This window comes from Streptomyces sp. NPDC002851 (genome assembly GCF_053591935.1).
Genome location: NZ_JBSFUT010000020.1, coordinates 1 through 15,948 on the forward strand (window position 1 = coordinate 1; position 15,948 = coordinate 15,948).

Genomic DNA, 15,948 nt, shown 5'->3' on the forward strand with positions numbered 1-15,948 from the left:
GCTTCGACAAAACCGCCGCCATCTACCAGGCCGGACTACTCATCGCAGGCATCTTCCTCTGGGCCGCACGATGATCCAAGAGAAACGCCCTAGTGCACGGTCGTACGGCCGTGCACTAGGAGAGCACACGAAACACAACGCCGGTCTGATCCACCAACGAGGTAGATCAGACCGGCGTCTTGTTCAAGGGGCACTCGCCAAGGGGCGGTCAGGTCAGTTCATGACCGCCATGGCCAGGGCGCGGCGGGCGCGCAGCGAGGCGCGCTCGGCGCGGCGCTGCATGCGGCGGGCGGTGACCAGGCGGATGGCCTGGCGTTCGTGCTCGGCCTCACGCAGCCGCTCGTGCATATGGGCACGAGCCAGGGCTTCGGGTTGAAGTTGCATCTCACGGGTCCTGTTCTGGCGCGAGGTGTTCGCACCGGAGTGTGTGGTCTCTGGGGTCGCGGAGCCGGCGGGCTCGCTGGGGAAGGGCTTCATCGAGGCCTGCTTCATGGGGTCGTGCGTCAGGGGACGGTCGATGGTTCCGGTGGCGTTCATGCCGTGACCGGGTTCTTGCGCGGGCGGCCACGGGGCCGCTTGCGGGCCACGACCACGCCCTGGACGAAGAGTTCGCCGCCCCAGACGCCCCACGGCTCACGCCGCTCCTTGGCGCCGGCCAGGCAGGCCTCCATCAGCGGGCAGGTACGGCAGAGCGACTTGGCGTACTCGACATCGGCCGGCGACTCGGCGAAGAAGACCTCCGGGTCATAGCTGCGGCAGGGGACGGGTACGCCGAGGTTCTCGATGGCGTCGTCGAGCGCGGTGAGCGCGGTGAGCGGAGTCAAGGTGTTCTCCTGAAGGCCGGGCGGGGGGATCGTCTCTGAAGGCGGTACGGACGGGGCGTGCGTTTCGGTCTGCACGGTTGGCGTCTTCCTCGTCTGGTCGGTCCGGCCGGTCGGCCGGGTGGCGGCTGGTACCAGGTCCTGCTTGCCCGTTGGCCCCTTCGCTCCGCTCGTCCCGTTCGGGACAAACAGAAGGGCCGCGGATCCCGGGTGGGGTTCCGCGGCCCTGAAGGCGCCGGCCTGATCGTCGATCAGGCTGGATCACTCCAGGGTTCGAGCCCGCGGAAGGCCCACATGTGGTGCTGCGTCGTCGTCTGCTTCCGGGATCCGGCACCGGCCGCCGCAAAGGCATAGGCGTCCGCCTGTGCCGCTGCTACTGCTGCCGGTGCCTTCGTCGGTCGCTCATTGCGCTCTCGCGCGGGAACATCCGCGAGAAGCAGGGCAGCCGGACGCGCGGCGGCAAGGCCGGCGGACAGACCGGTTCCCCGGAACGAGATGCCGAGCGGGCACGTGGCGACGACCGAAGGATCGGTCATTTTGACGACGGCGCTGCTGACGGTGCTGCTGTTAATGCTGATCACTTCAATCGCCTCCTCTCGGCGTCTCGGGGACCGGCGCGAACCGGTCCGCAATGTGCAAGGCCTACAAGTACAGCACGGAACCAGGGCTTCGGAGAAGCCGCTGTTTCCGTGGTTAAGAACCTATGGGTCTTCCTTGCGCGGGCGCAAACTATTTTCTCGACAGGTTTGTATCAGTCGTCTTCGTCCGGCGCTTCGAGCTCTGCCGCACGCTCGTCACCTGCACAGATGGCCAGGACATCGGCTCCGAAGCGACTCAACTTGCGGGTTCCGACACCGGGAATCTTCACAAGTTGAGTTTCATCCTCCGGAATGGTCTCGGCGATGGCGATGAGGGTCTTGTCGGTGAAGACGCAGAACGCGGGCTGGCCGAGTTCGGCGGCCCGTTGGGCACGCCAGTCGCGCAGCCGCTCGTAGACCCCTTCGTCCATGTCGGACGGGCAGTCCTCGCAGCGCATCAGCTTCATTTCACCGGCGTCGGTCAGGGTACGGCCGCACACTCGACAGGGCACCGGTCCCCGGGGGCCGCGTCGGCGGCGGGCGCCGCGCTCGATGCCGCCGGTGGTGGCGCCCGCGGTGCGTGGGGCCGCGGCCGCGGAGCCGGGCCGCAGGCCGTCCAGGAAGCGGCTGGGCCGCCGCGAGGCGCGGCCGCCCGGGGAGCGGGACAGGGCCCAGGACAGGGTGAGGTGCTGGCGGGCGCGGGTGACGCCGACGTAGAGGAGTCGGCGTTCCTCTTCGATCTGCTCGTCGGTCTTGGCGTACGCGATCGGGAGCATGCCCTCGGTGAGGCCGACCAGGAACACGGCGTCCCACTCAAGGCCCTTGGCGGCGTGCAGCGAGGCGAGGGTGACGCCCTCGACGGTGGGGGCGTGCTGGGCGTTCGCCCGTTCGTCGAGCTCGGCCACCAGGTCCGCGAGGGTCGCCTGCGGGCGGGCGCGGGCGAAATCCTCGGCGAGGCGCACCAGGGCGGCGAGGGACTCCCAGCGGTCCCGGGCGGCGCCGGAGCCTGACGGGGGTTCGCTGGTCCAGCCCTTGGTGGAGAGCACGGCGCGGACCTGGGAGGGGACGTCCACCGCGTCGTCGAGCAGTGCGTCGTTGGCGCCGAAGCGGGCCGCGCTTCGCAGAGAATGCTGAGCCTGCTTGACCTCGCTGCGTTCGAAGAACCGCTCGGCGCCGCGCAGTTGGTAGGAGATCCCGGCGTCGGCGAGGGCCTGCTCGTAGAGCTCGGACTGGCCGTTGGTGCGGAACAGGACGGCGATCTCGCTGGCGGGGACGCCGGAGTCGAGGAGGGACCGGATGCGGCGGGCGGTGCCCTCGGCCTCGGCGGGCTCGTCGCCGTACTCGGCGTAGGCGGGTTCGGGGCCCGCTTCGCGCTGTGAGACGAGTTCGAGGCGGTGCTCGGCGGCGCGGCCGCGGGCCTGGGCGAGCAGGCCGTTGGCGAGGTGGACGACCTGGGGGCTCGAGCGGTAGTCGCGGACCAGTTTCACGAGGGTCGCGCTCGGGTGGTGGGTGCGGAAGTTGAGGAGGTGGTCGGGGGTGGCGCCGGTGAAGGAGTAGATCGTCTGGCTGGCGTCGCCGACCACGCAGAGGCTGTCGCGGTCGCCGAGCCAGAGCTCCAAGAGGCGCTGCTGGAGTGGGCTCACGTCCTGGTACTCGTCCACCACGAAGTGCTGGTACTGGGCGCGGACCTGCTCGGCGATGTCGTACCGGTCCTGGAGGACGCCGACGGTGAGGAGCAGCACGTCCTCGAAGTCGATCACCGAGTGGTTGCGCTTCAGTTCTTCGTAGGTGCCGTAGAGCTGGGAGAGTTCGGCGGGGTCGCGGGGGGTTTCGCGGCCCGCCTTCGCGGCGGCGGCCGGGTAGTCGGCGGGCACGGTCTGGGTGACCTTGGCCCATTCGATCTCGCCGGTGACGTCGCGCAGCTCGCTGCGGTCGAGGCGGACCCGGCAGCGGGCGGCGGCCTCGGCGACCAGCTGGACCTTGCGTTCGACGAGGCGGGGCAGTTCGCCGCCTACTGCCTTGGGCCAGAAGTACTGGAGCTGACGGAGCGCGGCCGAGTGGAAGGTGCGGGCCTGGACTCCGGTGACGCCGAGCTGGCGCAGGCGGCCGCGCATCTCCCCCGCGGCGCGGTTGGTGAAGGTGACGGCGAGGATGCTGGCGGGCTGGAGGATGCCCGCCCGTACTCCGTAGGCGATGCGGTGGGTGATGGCGCGGGTCTTGCCCGTGCCTGCGCCCGCGAGCACGCACACCGGTCCGTGCAGGGCGGTGGCGACCTCGCGCTGCTCCGGGTCTAGCCCGGCGAGCACGGCGTCGGCGTCCGGCGGCGGAGCCGTGTACTGGCTCGCGCCCGGCACCTGCGGGAAGAGGGTGGAGTGCGTTGCTGCTGTCACCCCGCCATGCTGCCAGGTCCCCCGTGACCCGTGCGCCGGTTGTCCACAGGCGTGAGGCACTCGTCGTACTAATGCGGGAATGGCGGTCGGGTCCCGTACGTTCACTCTCGGTGCGACCACGCACCAAGCCAGACAGAGGAGTACGAGAGATGCCGGGCACTGTGACGATGTACAGCACTACGTGGTGCGGCTACTGCCGTCGGCTGAAGGGCCAGATGGACCGCGAGGGCATCGCGTACAAGGAGATCAACATCGAGCAGGACCCGGAGTCGGCGGCCTTTGTGGAGAAGGCGAACGGCGGCAATCAGACCGTTCCGACCGTGCTCTTCGAGGACGGTTCGACGCTGACGAACCCGTCGCTCGCGCAGGTCAAGCAGAAGGTCGGGGCCTGAGCTTCGCCCGCGTACCTGCCTCCGGCCCCCGTCGTAAGGCGGGGGCCGGCGCGCGTTCCGCGGCCGGTGGCGGCGCGGTCAGCCGCCGATGAAGCCGGTCGTGCCATCCGGCAGGATGGCCTCGACCTTGGCGCCGTGTTCGACGGTGCGGCTGACCGTGCAGTGCTTCTCGTGGGTCAGGCGCACGCCGCGGGCGAAGACGTCGGCGGCGCGGCCGCCGTTGGCATCCTCCGGGATGTCGAGCTCGTAGATCACCCGGACCTTGCCGACGCGGCCGTCGTCTTCTTCTGTAGAGCTGGATTCCACGACGATGCGCAGGTCGTCGTGGTCGACGGCGCGCGCGGTGCGGTCCACGACGAGCCCTCCGCAGCCGCCGAGCGCGGCCAGAAGCAGCTCGACGGGGGTGAAGGACGGCTGCGCGTCGGCGTCGTCCGCAGCGGCGATGCGGACCTCCGCGCCACGGTCGTTGCGGGCCGTCCAGTTCCGGTAGCCGGTACGGACGGTCTCGATGCGGTAGTCGGCCACGGCGGCACCCTTGCCCTTCTTCGTAGCGATCTTCGGCGTCAGGGTACGGGCCGTGGCAGCGGCTTGCCGTACCAGAGTTCGATCAGCCGGGCGGCGATGGAGATGCCGTACGGCGGCAGGACCTCGCCGGATTCGAAGGCGGCGGTGAGTTCGTCGCGGGAGAACCAGCGGGCCTCCTCGATCTCCTCGCCGTCGACATCGATCGCCGGGTCCGTGGCGCGCGCCATGAATCCGAGCATCAGGCTGGACGGGAAGGGCCAGGGCTGGCTGGCGATGTACTCGACCGCGCCGACCTTGACGCCCGCCTCTTCCCAGACCTCACGGCGTACCGACTGCTCGATGGACTCGCCCGGCTCCACGAACCCCGCGAGGGTGGAGAACCGGCCCTCGGGCCAGTGCACCTGGCGGCCGAGGAGCGCGCGGTCCTGCTCGTCGGTCACCAGCATGATCACGGCCGGGTCGGTGCGCGGGTAGTGCTCGGCGCCGCACGCCGGGCAGCGGCGGATGTGGCCCGCGGCCGCGATGACGGTGCGTTCGCCGCAGCGCGAGCAGAAGCGGTGCAGGCGCTGCCAGTTCTCCAGGGCGACGGCGTGCACCATCAGGCCCGCGTCGCGCGGCGACAGGAGCAGCCCGGCCTCGCGCAGGCCCGCGGCGCGCGCGGACTGGTCCATGCGGCCCGGCAGTCCGTCCTTCTGTAGCGCGAAGTAGCTGACGCCGTCCTCGTCGGTGCCCAAGAAGTAGCGGTGGGTTTCGGTGACCGGGGCCTCGAAGGCCGGGGTCATCACCAGTTCCGTACGCCCGTCAGGGGTGTCGTCGATGAGCACCTGGCCGCCGGACACGACGAAGACGCGGGTCGTCGGGTGGCTCCAGGCGGCCGCAAGCCACGCCTCGTCGAGCCGGTGGTGGGCCGCGCGGTCGATGCCGCTCGGTGCCGTCAGCGAGAGCGGCCGGTCAGCGGTGTGGTCGGTCCAGGTCGTCACAGGAACTTCCAACTCCCCCAGTGGAATGGGCTATTCGGCAGTACGGCGGTACGGCGATGCTGCTGCGGGTGTCGGCTCAGCCGGACTCCCCCATGCCGACCGCCGCGTCGCCGAGATCGCGGGGGTCCTTCAGGGTGCTCAAGTCGCTCCGCTCGTTCAGGTCACTCAGGTCACTCGGGTCGCTCAGCTCGCTCAGGTCGTCCCACAGGTAGGCGGCCGTTTCGACGCCCTTGAGGAGCAGGTCGAGCTCGACCTTCTCGTTCGGAGCGTGCCAGCCGTCGGACGGTACGGAGATCCCCAGGAACAGGACCGGCGCCTCCAGGACGTCCTGGAGGTCGGCGGCGGGGCCCGAGCCGCCTTCGCGCGTGAAGCGGACCGGCTGCTCGAAGGCGCGGCCCATGGACCGCGCCACGGCCTGTAGGGCCGGGTGGTCGAGGGGGGTGAGGCAGGGGCGGGTGGCGCCGCCGAAGGTGATGCGGTGCCGGATGCCGTCCGGGACCTGGTCCGCGACCCAGGCGGTCACGGCCTGCTCGATCTTCTCCGGGTGCTGGCCCGCGACGATACGGAAGGACAGCTTCAGGACGGTCGAGGACGGGATGATCGTCTTGCCGCCGGCGCCCTGGTAGCCGCCGCCGATGCCGTTGACCTCGGCGGTCGGGCGGGCCCAGAGGCGCTCCAGAGTCGAGTAACCGGCCTCGCCGTGTGCCGCGTAGGACTTGGCGGTGCGCAGCCACTGCTCCTCGTCGAAGGGCAGCTCGGCGAGGAGCGCGCGCTCGCGGTCGGTGAGCTCGATGACGCCGTCGTAGAAGCCGGGGATCGCCACGCGCGCGTGCTCGTCGTGCAGGGCGGCGACGAGGCGGGCCGCGGCGGTGGCCGGGTTGGGTACGGCGCCACCGAACGAGCCGGAGTGGATGTCCTGGTCCGGGCCGCGGAGTTCGATCTCGCACTCGACCAGGCCGCGCATGCCGGTGCACACGGAGGGTGTGGTCTCGGACCACATGCCGGTGTCCGAGACGATCACGGCGTCCGCGGTGAGGCGGTCTTGGCGCTCCTCTATGAGGGCACGGAAATGCGGGGAGCCGGACTCCTCCTCGCCCTCGATGAGCAGCTTCAGGTTGACGGCCGGGGTGGTGCGGCCGGTGGCGGCGAGGTGGGCGCGTACGCCCAGGGTGTGGAAGAAGACCTGGCCCTTGTCGTCGGCCGCACCGCGCGCGTGGAGGCGGTTTCCGCGGATGACGGGCTCGAAGGGCTCGGTATCCCAGCCGTCCGCCAGGGCGGCGGGCTGCACGTCGTGGTGTCCGTAGACCAGGACCGTCGGGGCGTCCGGCTCGGCCGCGGGCCACTCGGCGAAGACGGCCGGGGCGCCCGCGGTCTCCCAGACCTCGGTGGTCGGGAAGCCGGTCCCGCTGAGCTTGGCGGCGAGCCAGTCGGCGCTGCGGCGCACGTCATCGGCGTGTTCGGGCTGGGCCGACACGGAGGGGATGCGCAGCCACTCGGCGAGGTCGTCGAGGAAGGCGGTGCGGTGGCTCTCGATGTAGGCGCGGACGGCGCTGACGCCACTGTCAACGGGCTTGCTCATGGCATCGAGCCTATCCGCCCGCCTCGAGTGTCATGTCCGCGGGCGGCGGGGGCGGGCCCTCGGGGTCCTGCTCTCCGAGCAGGATGCGTTCCACTTCGTCCCGGTCCGGGAGGTGCGCGGGACGGACCGTCTCGCCCGTCCGTACATAGAGGAAGGACGCCGTTACGGCCTGCGGGTCGAGGCCGTGCTGCTCGGCCCAGGCGAGCCGGTAGAGGGCCAGCTGAAGGGGGTCGGCGGTGCCGGTGCGGCCGGTCTTCCAGTCAACGATCTCGTACGTGGCGTCCGCGCCGTCGCCCTCGCGGTACACGGCGTCGATCCGGCCGCGGATCACCCGGCCCGCGATGGCGAGCTGGAACGGGGCCTCCACACGGTACGGGGTGCGCTGGGCGTACGGGGTGCGCTCGAAGGCAGCCTTCAGCTCGGCCAGGTCCTGCTCGTCGGCGATCTCGGCGTCGCTGCCGGGCAGCTCGTCGGGTTCGAGCATGGGCAGCTCGAGGGCCTCGAAGCGGGACTCGACCCAGGCGTGGAAGCGGGTACCGCGGCGGGCCGCGGGCTGCGGCGGGCGGGGCATGGGCCGGGCCAGCTCCTCGGCGAAGCCGTCGGGGTCGGCGGCGAGGCGGAGCACCTGGGAGGCGGTGAGCGTGGCGGGGACGGGGACGTCCCGGGTGGTCTCGCGGGAGCGGTGCAGTTCGGTGGTGAGGGCCTCCAGGTCGCGGTCCCAGGAGGCGATGGTGCGCTGTTCCTCCGGGGTGAGGGGGTGCGGGATGTGCGGGTGGGCGGGGTCGAGGTCGGGAGCCGGGGAGGGGTGCGGGACCTCGGGGGTGCCGGGGTGAGGTTGTCCGCTTGGGCGCTCGGCACCGTGGGCTGTGCCCACCCGTTCCGCCCTGCGGAACGACTGCCCACAGCGGTCAGCACCGTCGCGGCCGTCGTCCAGGTGCGCCAGCACAGTCCGCGCCGCCGCCCGCCTCCTCTCCAGCGCCGTCTCGTCCAGAGGCAGTGGCCAGGCCGTCTCGGCCGTCTCTGTGTGGAGGGCGGGGTTCTCCTCGTCCTCCCCCGGAGGGTCGGCCCATTCCTCGATCTCGCCGTGGCCCGCCGCGCAGTGGTCGTACAGGTCCTGGAGGAAGGCGGACGGGCCGCGGGGGCGCTTCTGGGACGGGCCCCACCAGTGGCCCGAGCCGAGCAGCAGGGAGCGGGGGCGGGTGAACGTGACGTACCCCAGGCGGAGTTCCTCGGTCTCCTGGTGGTCCCGCATGGCCTCGTGGAACGCCTTCAGGCCCTTGCTGTCCCAGGCCGTGACGTCCGGCAGTGTGGCCGTGTCGCCGCGCAGCTCGTGCGGAAGCACCTGGGGGTGGGCCGTCCACTTCTCCCGGCCCTTGGCGGACGGGAATGTTCCGGTCACCAGGCCGGGTACCGCGACCACGTCCCACTCCAGGCCCTTGGACTTGTGGGCGGTGAGCACCTTGACGGTGTTCTCGCCGCCCGGCAGGGCGTTGTCCAGGCCCTTCTCGTACTGGGCGGCGGTGCGCAGGAAGCCGAGGAAGGCGAGCAGGGACGCCGAGGGGTCGTTGGCCGCGAAGGACGCGGCGACGTCCAGGAAGTTGGAGAGGGTCTCGCGGCGGCGGGCGGCCAGGGCGTGCGGGGACGCGGAGAGTTCGACGTCGAGCCCGGTGGTGGCCAGGACCCGGTGCAGGACGTCCATCAGTGGGTCGGCGAGCGAGCGGCGCAGTTCGCGCAGTTCGGTGGCGAGCCGGGCGAAGCGGACGCGCGCGTCGGCCGAGAACGGCAGGCCGTCGTCCGGGCCGTCCGACTCCAGGAAGGTGTCGACGGCGTCCGCGAGGGAGATCACCTCGGCCGGGTCGACGCCCTCGACGGCCTCGGCGAGCCGCCGGTCGGCGTCCGCCCCGCCGTCCGGCACGCGCGCGTGCTGCACGAGCAGGCGGGCGCGGCGGCCGAGCAGCGCCAGGTCGCGTGGGCCGATCCGCCACCGGGGGCCGGTGAGGAGCCGTACGAGTGCGGCGTTGGCGCCCGGGTCCTGGAGCACCTCGCAGACCGCGACGAGGTCGGCGACCTCGGGCAGGTGCAGGAGCCCGGAGAGCCCGACTACCTCGACCGGGATGTCCCGGGCCACGAGCGCGGCCTGGATCTGCGCGAAGTCGCCCGCGGTGCGGCACAGCACGGCGATGTCGCCGGGTGCTTTTCCGGTGCGTACGAGATGGCCGATGGAGTCGGCGAGCCAGTCGATCTCCTCGGCGTGCGTACGAAGGAGAGCGCAGCGCACCATGCCGTCCTGCTCGGCGCCGGGCGCGGGCCGCAGCGGCTCCACGCCCGCGTGCCGGGCGCGCAGCGGGGCCGCCATGCCGTTGGCGAGGTCGAGGAGGCGGCCGCCGCTGCGGCGGTTCTCGCTGAGCGCGTACCGGGTGGCGGGGCGCTGGTCGGCGTACTGGAAGTGGGCGGGGAAGTCGTCGAGGTTGGCGACGGAGGCGCCGCGCCAGCCGTAGATGGCCTGGCAGGGGTCGCCGACGGCGGTGACGGGGTGGCCGGTGCCCGCGCCGAACAGGCCGGACAGCAGGATGCGTTGGGCCACGGAGGTGTCCTGGTACTCGTCGAGCAGCACCACGCGGTACTCGTCGCGCAGGATCCGGCCGACCTCGGGGCGGGTGCGGGCGAGGGTCGCGGCGAGGGCGATCTGGTCGCCGAAGTCGAGGAGCCCGCCGGCCTGTTTGGCCGCGCGGTACCGCTCGACGAGGCCGGTCAGCTCCAGGCGGGCGGCGGCCGCTTCGGGGACCTTGCGCAGGTCGGCGTTGCTGAGCCGGGTGTTCTGGAGGGTGCGCAGGAGCTCGGTGTCGTACGCGCGCAGCCGCTCGGGGACCACCAGGTGCTCGGCGAGCTCGCCGTCGAGGGTGAGCAGGTCGCCGACGAGGTCGGCGAAGGGGCGGCGCAGCGCCGGGTACGGGCCGGGGGCCTCGCGCAGCACGCGCGCGGCGAGCTGGAAGCGGGTGGCGTCGGCGAGCAGCCGGACGGTGGGTTCCAGGCCGATGCGCAGGCCGTGGTCGGTGAGCAGGCGCCCCGCGAAGGCGTGATACGTGGAGATGGCGGGCTCGCCCGCTGTCTCCACGTATGGCGCGGTGATGGCGGGCTCGCCCGCCGTCTCGACGTACGACGCGTTGGTGGCGGGCTCGCGCGCGGGGTGCTGGTCGGGCAGCGGGTCGGGCTCGGTGACCCCGGCCTTGACGAGCGCGGTCCGCACGCGCTCGGCGAGCTCGCCCGCCGCCTTGTTGGTGAACGTGAGCCCCAGGACCTGCTCCGGGGCGACCTGGCCGGTGCCGACGAGCCACACCACGCGCGCGGCCATCACCGTCGTCTTGCCGGAACCGGCTCCGGCCACGATGACCTGCGGGGCGGGCGGTGCGGTGATGCAGGCCGTCTGCTCCGGGGTGAACGGGATGCCGAGGAGCTGCTTGAGCTGCTCGGGGTCGGTGATACGTGCGGACACTCGAGAGAGGCTACTGGGGGGGCTCTGACAATCAGGGCCGAGCCGGTGCGGGCCTAGGCCCTCTCTTCCGGATCATCCCGGCGTCGCGAGCCCCGGCACGCACATCTGCGGCGTTGTCGTCAGGATCCGAGCAGTTCCTCGAGCTCGACGATCTCGTCGGCCGGCGGGGCCTTGACCGTGAACTTCTGGTTGAAGCCGGTGAAGTCCGCGATGCTCGGGTCCTTGCCCTTGGTCTCGGCCTTGAGGATGTACGGCTCGCCCTCGGCCGCGACGTGGAAGGTGGTGGTCTGGTTCTTGTCCTTCTTGACCAGCGTGACCGTCTTCTTGCCCGCGACCTCGCTGTCGTCGCCGCGCTTGACGCCCTTCAGTTCGGAGGACGTGAACATCTTGTCGGTGGCGCAGTCCTGCGCGGCGCCGCCGCCCTGGCCCTCGGGCTGCTTCAGCCAGCGGCCGGAGGCCTTCTTGGCGGCGTCTTCACCCAGGATCTTCTTCATGTAGGTGGCGTCGCCCTTGGTGTACGTCTGCTTGTCGACGGTGAGCGACTCGACCTTGCCCATGTCCGCGAGGTTCATGGAGGTCTTGCAGGTGCCGGATTCGGCCACCTCGAGGTCGACGGTGACGGGCTTGCCGTCCTGCTTGCCCGTGCTGTGCATCTTGAGCGAGTCGGTACCCCGCATCGCGGCGACGGCCTTGTCCGCGATCTGGTCGGCGCTCTGCCCGTCGAAGGCGTCCTTTTCGCCGAAGCAGCCGGTCACGCCGGCGAGCGCGGCCGCGCAGGCCGCTGCTGTCGCCATGAACTTCCGGGTGGCTGCCATGTGTTTGTCCCCTCCTGGGTACCGGTCGCGCTGATGCCTTACCTGGACCTTAAGGCGCGTTCCGAGCGGAATTGGCCGCTCCGGGGGTGGGAAGGGTCACTCTGATCGATCACTCGATCACGTGGCGGCCCTCGGGCCGGGCGCTGCACGAGGCCTGGAACGCGCAGTGGGTGCAGTGTTTTCCGGTGGTGGGCGTGAACCGCTCGTCCAGGACGCGGCCCGCCGCGGTGGCGAGCAGCTCCCCCACCCAGGCGCCGGACAGCGGCTCCTGGGACTGCACCTTGGGCAGGGTCTCGCCGCCGTCCCGCTGCGCGGCGGGCTGCCGCAGTTGCACCAGTTCGGCACCGCCGGACTCCGGGCGCCGCCCGTCGAAGACCTTGTCGAGGGCGCCCTCCTGGACGGCCAACTGGTAGACGGCGAGCTGCGGGTGGCGGGCCACCTCGGCCGCGGTCGGGGCCTGTTTGCCGGTCTTGAAGTCGACGACGTAGGCGCGTCCCTGGCCGTCCGTCTCGACCCGGTCCATGGAGCCGCGGATGCGCACCTCGTATGCGCCGCCCGCGTCCAGGGTGACGTCGAAGTCGTATTCGCTCGCTACTGGAGTACGTCCGCCGCGTGCCTCGTTCGACGCGTAGTGCCACTGAAGGAAGCGTTCGAGCGCGACGCGTGCGTGCTCTTTCTCCTGTACGGACTTCCAGGGGGCGTCGAAGGCGAGCGCGTCCCATACGGAGTCCAGGCGCTCCATGAGCACCGAGAGGTCGGCCGGGGTGCGCCCGGAGGCGACCTCGTCGGCCAGGACGTGTACGACGTTGCCGAAGCCCTGGGCCGCGGTCGCCGGGGCGTCCGCCTTCACCTCGCGGCCGAGGAACCACTGCAAGGCGCAGCTGTTGGCGAGTTGGTCGAGCGCGCTGCCGGAGAGCGTGACGGGGGTGTTCCGGTCGCGCAGCGGCACCTCGCTGTGCGTCGGCTCGTGCATGCCCCACCAGCGGTACGGGTGGGCCGAGGGCACGAGCGGCCGCCCGTCCTCGTCGCTGAGCGCGGCGAGCCGGGCGAGGCGCTGTGCGGCGGCCTCGCGCAAGCCGTCCGAGACCCGCGGGTCGACGGTGGTGGCGCGCAGTTCGGCGACGAGCGCGGAGACGGACAGGGGGCGGCGCGGGCGGCCCGTTATGTCCCTTGGTGTGACGCCGAGTTCGGTGAGGAAGCGGGACGGCTGGTCGCCGTCGTCGGCCGCGGCCTTGACCGCGGTGACGACGAGGCGCTCGCGCGCGCGGGTGGCGGCTACATAGAAGAGACGGCGTTCTTCGGCGAGCAGGGCGCCCGGTGTGAGGGGTTCGGCGAGGCCGTCGCGGCCGATGCGGTCCGCCTCCAGGAGGGAGCCGCGGCGGCGCAGGTCCGGCCAGAGGCCCTCCTGCACACCGGCGACGACGACCAGGCGCCATTCGAGGCCCTTGGAGCGGTGCGCGGTCATCAGGCGTACGGCGTCGGGGCGTACGGCCCGCTGGGCGAGGGTGTCGGCGGCGATGTCCTGGGCGTCGACCTCTTCGAGGAAGTTCAGGGTGCCGCGGCCGCCGGTGCGCTCTTCCGCGCGGGTGGCGGTGGCGAACAGGGCGCATACGGCGTCCAGGTCGCGGTCGGCGTTGCGGCCCGCGGCGCCGCCGCGGTGCGCTGCGCGGCGCAGGCGGCTGGGCCAGGGGGTGCCGTTCCAGAGGGTCCACAGGGCGTCCTCGGCGGTGCCGCCGTCCGCGAGGAGTTCGCGGGTCTCCTTGAGGAGGGCGCCGAGGCGCTGGGCTCCTCGGGCGTACGACGGGTCGTGGACGGTGAGCCGTTCGGGCTCGGCGAGGGCCCGTGCGAGGAGGTCGTCGGAGGAGGGCGGGACGGGGTTGCCCGCGGCCCTTTCCTCATCGCGGAGGGCTCGGGCCAGGCGGCGCAGGTCGGTGGGGTCGAGGGCGGCGAGGGGGGACGTGAGGAGGGTGAGGGCCGTTTCTGTGCTGAGCCAGGTCGGGGTGCCGTGGTCCGGGGTGCCGTCAGGGGCGTCCGGCACGACGTTGTCCGCTTGGGCGCTCGGCACCGGGGGCACAGCAGAAAGGGCAGGGGAACCGGGAGCGGAATCACTGCCCACAGAAGAAGGAGCAGGCGCGGTCCCCAACGCCCCCTCCGCCGCCGCCCGCAGCGCCGCCAGCAGTGGCGCCACCGCTGGTTCCGCCCGCAGAGGCACATCGTCGCCGTCCATGTCGACCGGAACGCCCGCCGTTGTCAGGGCGCGGCGCAACGAGGGCAGGCTGCGGGAGCCCGCGCGGGTCAGGACGGCCATGTCGGACCAGGGGATGCCGTCTTCCAGGTGGGCGCGGCGCACGATGTCCGCGATGTTCTCCAGTTCCGTGCCCGGCGTCGGAAACGTGAGGACGTCGGTGCGGCCGCCGTCGCGTACCGGATTCAGCGCCCGGTGGCGCCGCACCTGCTCGGCGGGGAGCCGGGGCAGCGGCATCCGCTGGGTGATCCGGCGGGTGGCCTCCAGGAGGCCCGCTCCGGCCCGGCGGGACGTCGTGAGGACCTCGACCGGGGCCGGGCCGCCGTCCGCGCGCCGGAAGGTGTCGGGGAAGTCGAGGATGCCGTTCACGTCGGCGCCCCGGAACGTGTAGATCGACTGGTCCGGGTCGCCGAAGGCGACCAGGGAACGGCCGCCGCCCGCGAGGGCATGCAGAAGGCGCACCTGGGACGGGTCGGTGTCCTGGTACTCGTCCACGAACACCGCGTCGTACCGGGCCGCCAACTGGTCGGCGACCTCCGGCCGGTGCGCGAGGAGCACGGCCCGGTGCACCAGCTCCGCGTAGTCGAGCACGCCCTGGGCGTCCAGGACGTCGAGGTACTCGGCGAGGAACCCGGCCGCCGCGCCCCAGTCGGGGCGGCCGGTACGGCGGGCGAAGTCGGCCAGGGCGGCGGGACCGAGGCCCAGTTCGCGGCTGCGGGCGAGCACGGCGCGTACCTCGTCGGCGAAGCCACGCGTGGTCAGGCAGGCGCGCAGCTCGTCGGGCCAGCGCACGCGCGCGTGGCCGTGCTTCTCCAGGTCGGGCTGGCCCTCGAGGAGCTCGCGTACGAGGACGTCCTGTTCGGGGCCGGAGAGCAGCCGCAGCGGTTCTACGAAGAGATCGGCGTCCTGGTGGGCGCGGACCAGGGCGTAACAGAAGGAGTGGAAGGTGGTGGCCTGCGGCGCGAGGACGCCGCCGATCCGCAGGGACATGCGGTCGCGCAGTTCGACGGCGGCCTTGCGGCTGAAGGTGAGCACCAGGATCCGCTCGGGGTCCGTGCCTTTCGCGATCCGGGCCGCAACCGCCTCGACCAACGTGGTCGTCTTCCCCGTGCCTGGTCCGGCGAGGACCAGGAGGGGGCCGCCGGGGTGGTCAACCACCGCGCGCTGTGGTGCGTCCAGACGGGGGGGATCCACCGGTTCCGGCGTGGTGCGCACCAGTCGGTACGTACCGGGCCTCCCTTGACGCGGGTACGCGTCCGGAGCGTGCCGGTCGGAAGAAGAGGAGCTCACGTGGATCGCCGGTCCTGGTGGGTGTGCTGGAGAGCGGAGACTCGGTGGGTCGAGATGCGGTCGAGGCGGTGCGGCCTGTCACGGCCGCGATCGGGGCTGCCGTCGGGGGACGCCGTGCGCGGGGCGGCGGCGCGGTGACTGCCGTGCCCGACGCTACGCCAGGGGCCGCGGGGGGTGCGGCCCTGTCGTCAAACTCCCGCCTGACGCGCGACGACAGGGCCGCGGCGGCTCTGCCGGTTCCGCCGCTTTCGCCGATCCCTCCGCGTCGACGGCTTCCGCCGCTTCCCTCGTACGGGCCACCGGGCGCCCGCGGCGCCTGCGCATGGCGGAAGCTGTCATGTGTGAGCCCGCGCCCCACCGTCGCCCGAGGCGTCGCCCGCGCCGTCGGCCGAGGCGCCGCCCGAGGCGTAGCCTGCGCCGTCCCAGCGCGCCCGCCGCATGTCGACCCGGTGCTCACCGTCGCCGGTGGTGCGCAGCGGGGTGGCCTCCGCGCGGTAGTTCTCCAGGGCGCGCAGCTCGTTCCCGGGCAGCGGCACGCCGTCCGCGCGCACCACGCGCCACCAGGGCACGGCCCCGCCGTACAGCGCCATCACGCGCCCGACCTGCCGGGGCCCGCCCTCCTCGAGCCACTCCGCGATGTCGCCGTAGGTCAGCACGCGGCCCGGCGGGATGCGCTCGGCGACGTCGAGCACCCGCTCCGCGTACGCCGGGAGCTCCGGCGGTTCCTCAGTCGTCGTCCCGTCCATGCTCATTCCGTCCATCCTGCCGCACGCCACCGACAGCCCGGGCGGGCTCCCGCACTCCGGCCGGAGTACCTCCAGTGGCGCGGTCGGGGGCACC

At 72.2% G+C, this 15,948-nt stretch carries 12 protein-coding genes; 1 reads left to right on the forward strand and 11 read right to left on the reverse strand.

Features of this window, described 5'->3' with window-relative positions:
- Window positions 1-213: 213 nt before the first annotated feature.
- The 4 genes from ACWD10_RS21505 to ACWD10_RS21520 form a co-directional block, all read right to left on the reverse strand.
- Window positions 214-537 (reverse strand): hypothetical protein, encoded by a 324-nt coding sequence (locus ACWD10_RS21505; protein WP_451093290.1) that lies wholly within the window; start codon window positions 535-537, stop codon window positions 214-216.
- Window positions 534-899 (reverse strand): WhiB family transcriptional regulator, encoded by a 366-nt coding sequence (locus ACWD10_RS21510; RefSeq protein ID WP_451093292.1) that lies wholly within the window; start codon window positions 897-899, stop codon window positions 534-536. The genes ACWD10_RS21505 and ACWD10_RS21510 overlap by 4 nt, the downstream gene beginning before the upstream one ends.
- 173 nt (window positions 900-1,072) lie before the next feature.
- Window positions 1,073-1,402, reverse strand: a complete 330-nt coding sequence (locus ACWD10_RS21515; protein WP_451093294.1) for a hypothetical protein — start codon at window positions 1,400-1,402, stop codon at window positions 1,073-1,075.
- Window positions 1,403-1,572: 170 nt separating this feature from the next.
- Window positions 1,573-3,894, reverse strand: coding sequence for an ATP-dependent DNA helicase UvrD2 (locus ACWD10_RS21520; protein ID WP_451093296.1), 2,322 nt, complete (start codon window positions 3,892-3,894; stop codon window positions 1,573-1,575).
- Window positions 3,895-3,938: 44 nt separating this feature from the next.
- Here ACWD10_RS21520 and ACWD10_RS21525 point away from each other — a divergent pair, with 44 nt between their 5' ends.
- Window positions 3,939-4,181 carry a mycoredoxin gene (locus ACWD10_RS21525; protein WP_381829955.1) on the forward strand — a complete coding sequence of 81 codons (243 nt, stop codon included), beginning with the start codon at window positions 3,939-3,941 and terminating at the stop codon, window positions 4,179-4,181.
- 78 nt (window positions 4,182-4,259) lie between these two features.
- On the opposite strand, the gene ACWD10_RS21530 is transcribed toward ACWD10_RS21525, so the two are convergent.
- From ACWD10_RS21530 to ACWD10_RS21560, 7 genes are all read right to left on the reverse strand, one after another.
- Window positions 4,260-4,706, reverse strand: a complete 447-nt coding sequence (locus tag ACWD10_RS21530; protein WP_451093298.1) for an OsmC family protein — start codon at window positions 4,704-4,706, stop codon at window positions 4,260-4,262.
- Window positions 4,707-4,744: 38 nt separating this feature from the next.
- The gene (gene nudC, locus ACWD10_RS21535; RefSeq protein WP_451093300.1) at window positions 4,745-5,686 is read right to left on the reverse strand and encodes an NAD(+) diphosphatase; all 942 of its coding nucleotides are present in this window, start codon (window positions 5,684-5,686) and stop codon (window positions 4,745-4,747) included.
- A 76-nt stretch (window positions 5,687-5,762) separates the two neighbouring features.
- The gene (locus ACWD10_RS21540; RefSeq protein ID WP_451093302.1) at window positions 5,763-7,265 is read right to left on the reverse strand and encodes a dipeptidase; all 1,503 of its coding nucleotides are present in this window, start codon (window positions 7,263-7,265) and stop codon (window positions 5,763-5,765) included.
- Window positions 7,266-7,275: 10 nt separating this feature from the next.
- Window positions 7,276-10,758, reverse strand: a complete 3,483-nt coding sequence (locus ACWD10_RS21545) for an ATP-dependent helicase (RefSeq protein ID WP_451093304.1) — start codon at window positions 10,756-10,758, stop codon at window positions 7,276-7,278.
- 119 nt (window positions 10,759-10,877) lie between these two features.
- Complete coding sequence (locus tag ACWD10_RS21550) at window positions 10,878-11,573, reverse strand: hypothetical protein (RefSeq protein WP_451093306.1); 696 nt, start codon at window positions 11,571-11,573, stop codon at window positions 10,878-10,880.
- A 109-nt stretch (window positions 11,574-11,682) separates the two neighbouring features.
- Window positions 11,683-15,108, reverse strand: a complete 3,426-nt coding sequence (locus ACWD10_RS21555) for an ATP-dependent helicase (protein ID WP_451093308.1) — start codon at window positions 15,106-15,108, stop codon at window positions 11,683-11,685.
- A gap of 335 nt (window positions 15,109-15,443) precedes the next feature.
- Window positions 15,444-15,860, reverse strand: a complete 417-nt coding sequence (locus ACWD10_RS21560; protein WP_451093310.1) for an MGMT family protein — start codon at window positions 15,858-15,860, stop codon at window positions 15,444-15,446.
- Window positions 15,861-15,948 lie beyond the last annotated feature (88 nt).

What these genes read in the sequence shown, in the direction of transcription:
- ACWD10_RS21550 (WP_451093306.1), bottom strand. Translation starts at nt 11,573, where the DNA reads ATGGCAGCCACCCGGAAGTTCATGGCGACAGCAGCGGCCTGCGCGGCC.
- ACWD10_RS21560 (WP_451093310.1), bottom strand. Translation starts at nt 15,860, where the DNA reads ATGAGCATGGACGGGACGACGACTGAGGAACCGCCGGAGCTCCCGGCG.
- ACWD10_RS21505 (WP_451093290.1), bottom strand. Translation starts at nt 537, where the DNA reads ATGAACGCCACCGGAACCATCGACCGTCCCCTGACGCACGACCCCATG.
- ACWD10_RS21540 (WP_451093302.1), bottom strand. Translation starts at nt 7,265, where the DNA reads ATGAGCAAGCCCGTTGACAGTGGCGTCAGCGCCGTCCGCGCCTACATC.
- ACWD10_RS21525 (WP_381829955.1), top strand. Translation starts at nt 3,939, where the DNA reads ATGCCGGGCACTGTGACGATGTACAGCACTACGTGGTGCGGCTACTGC.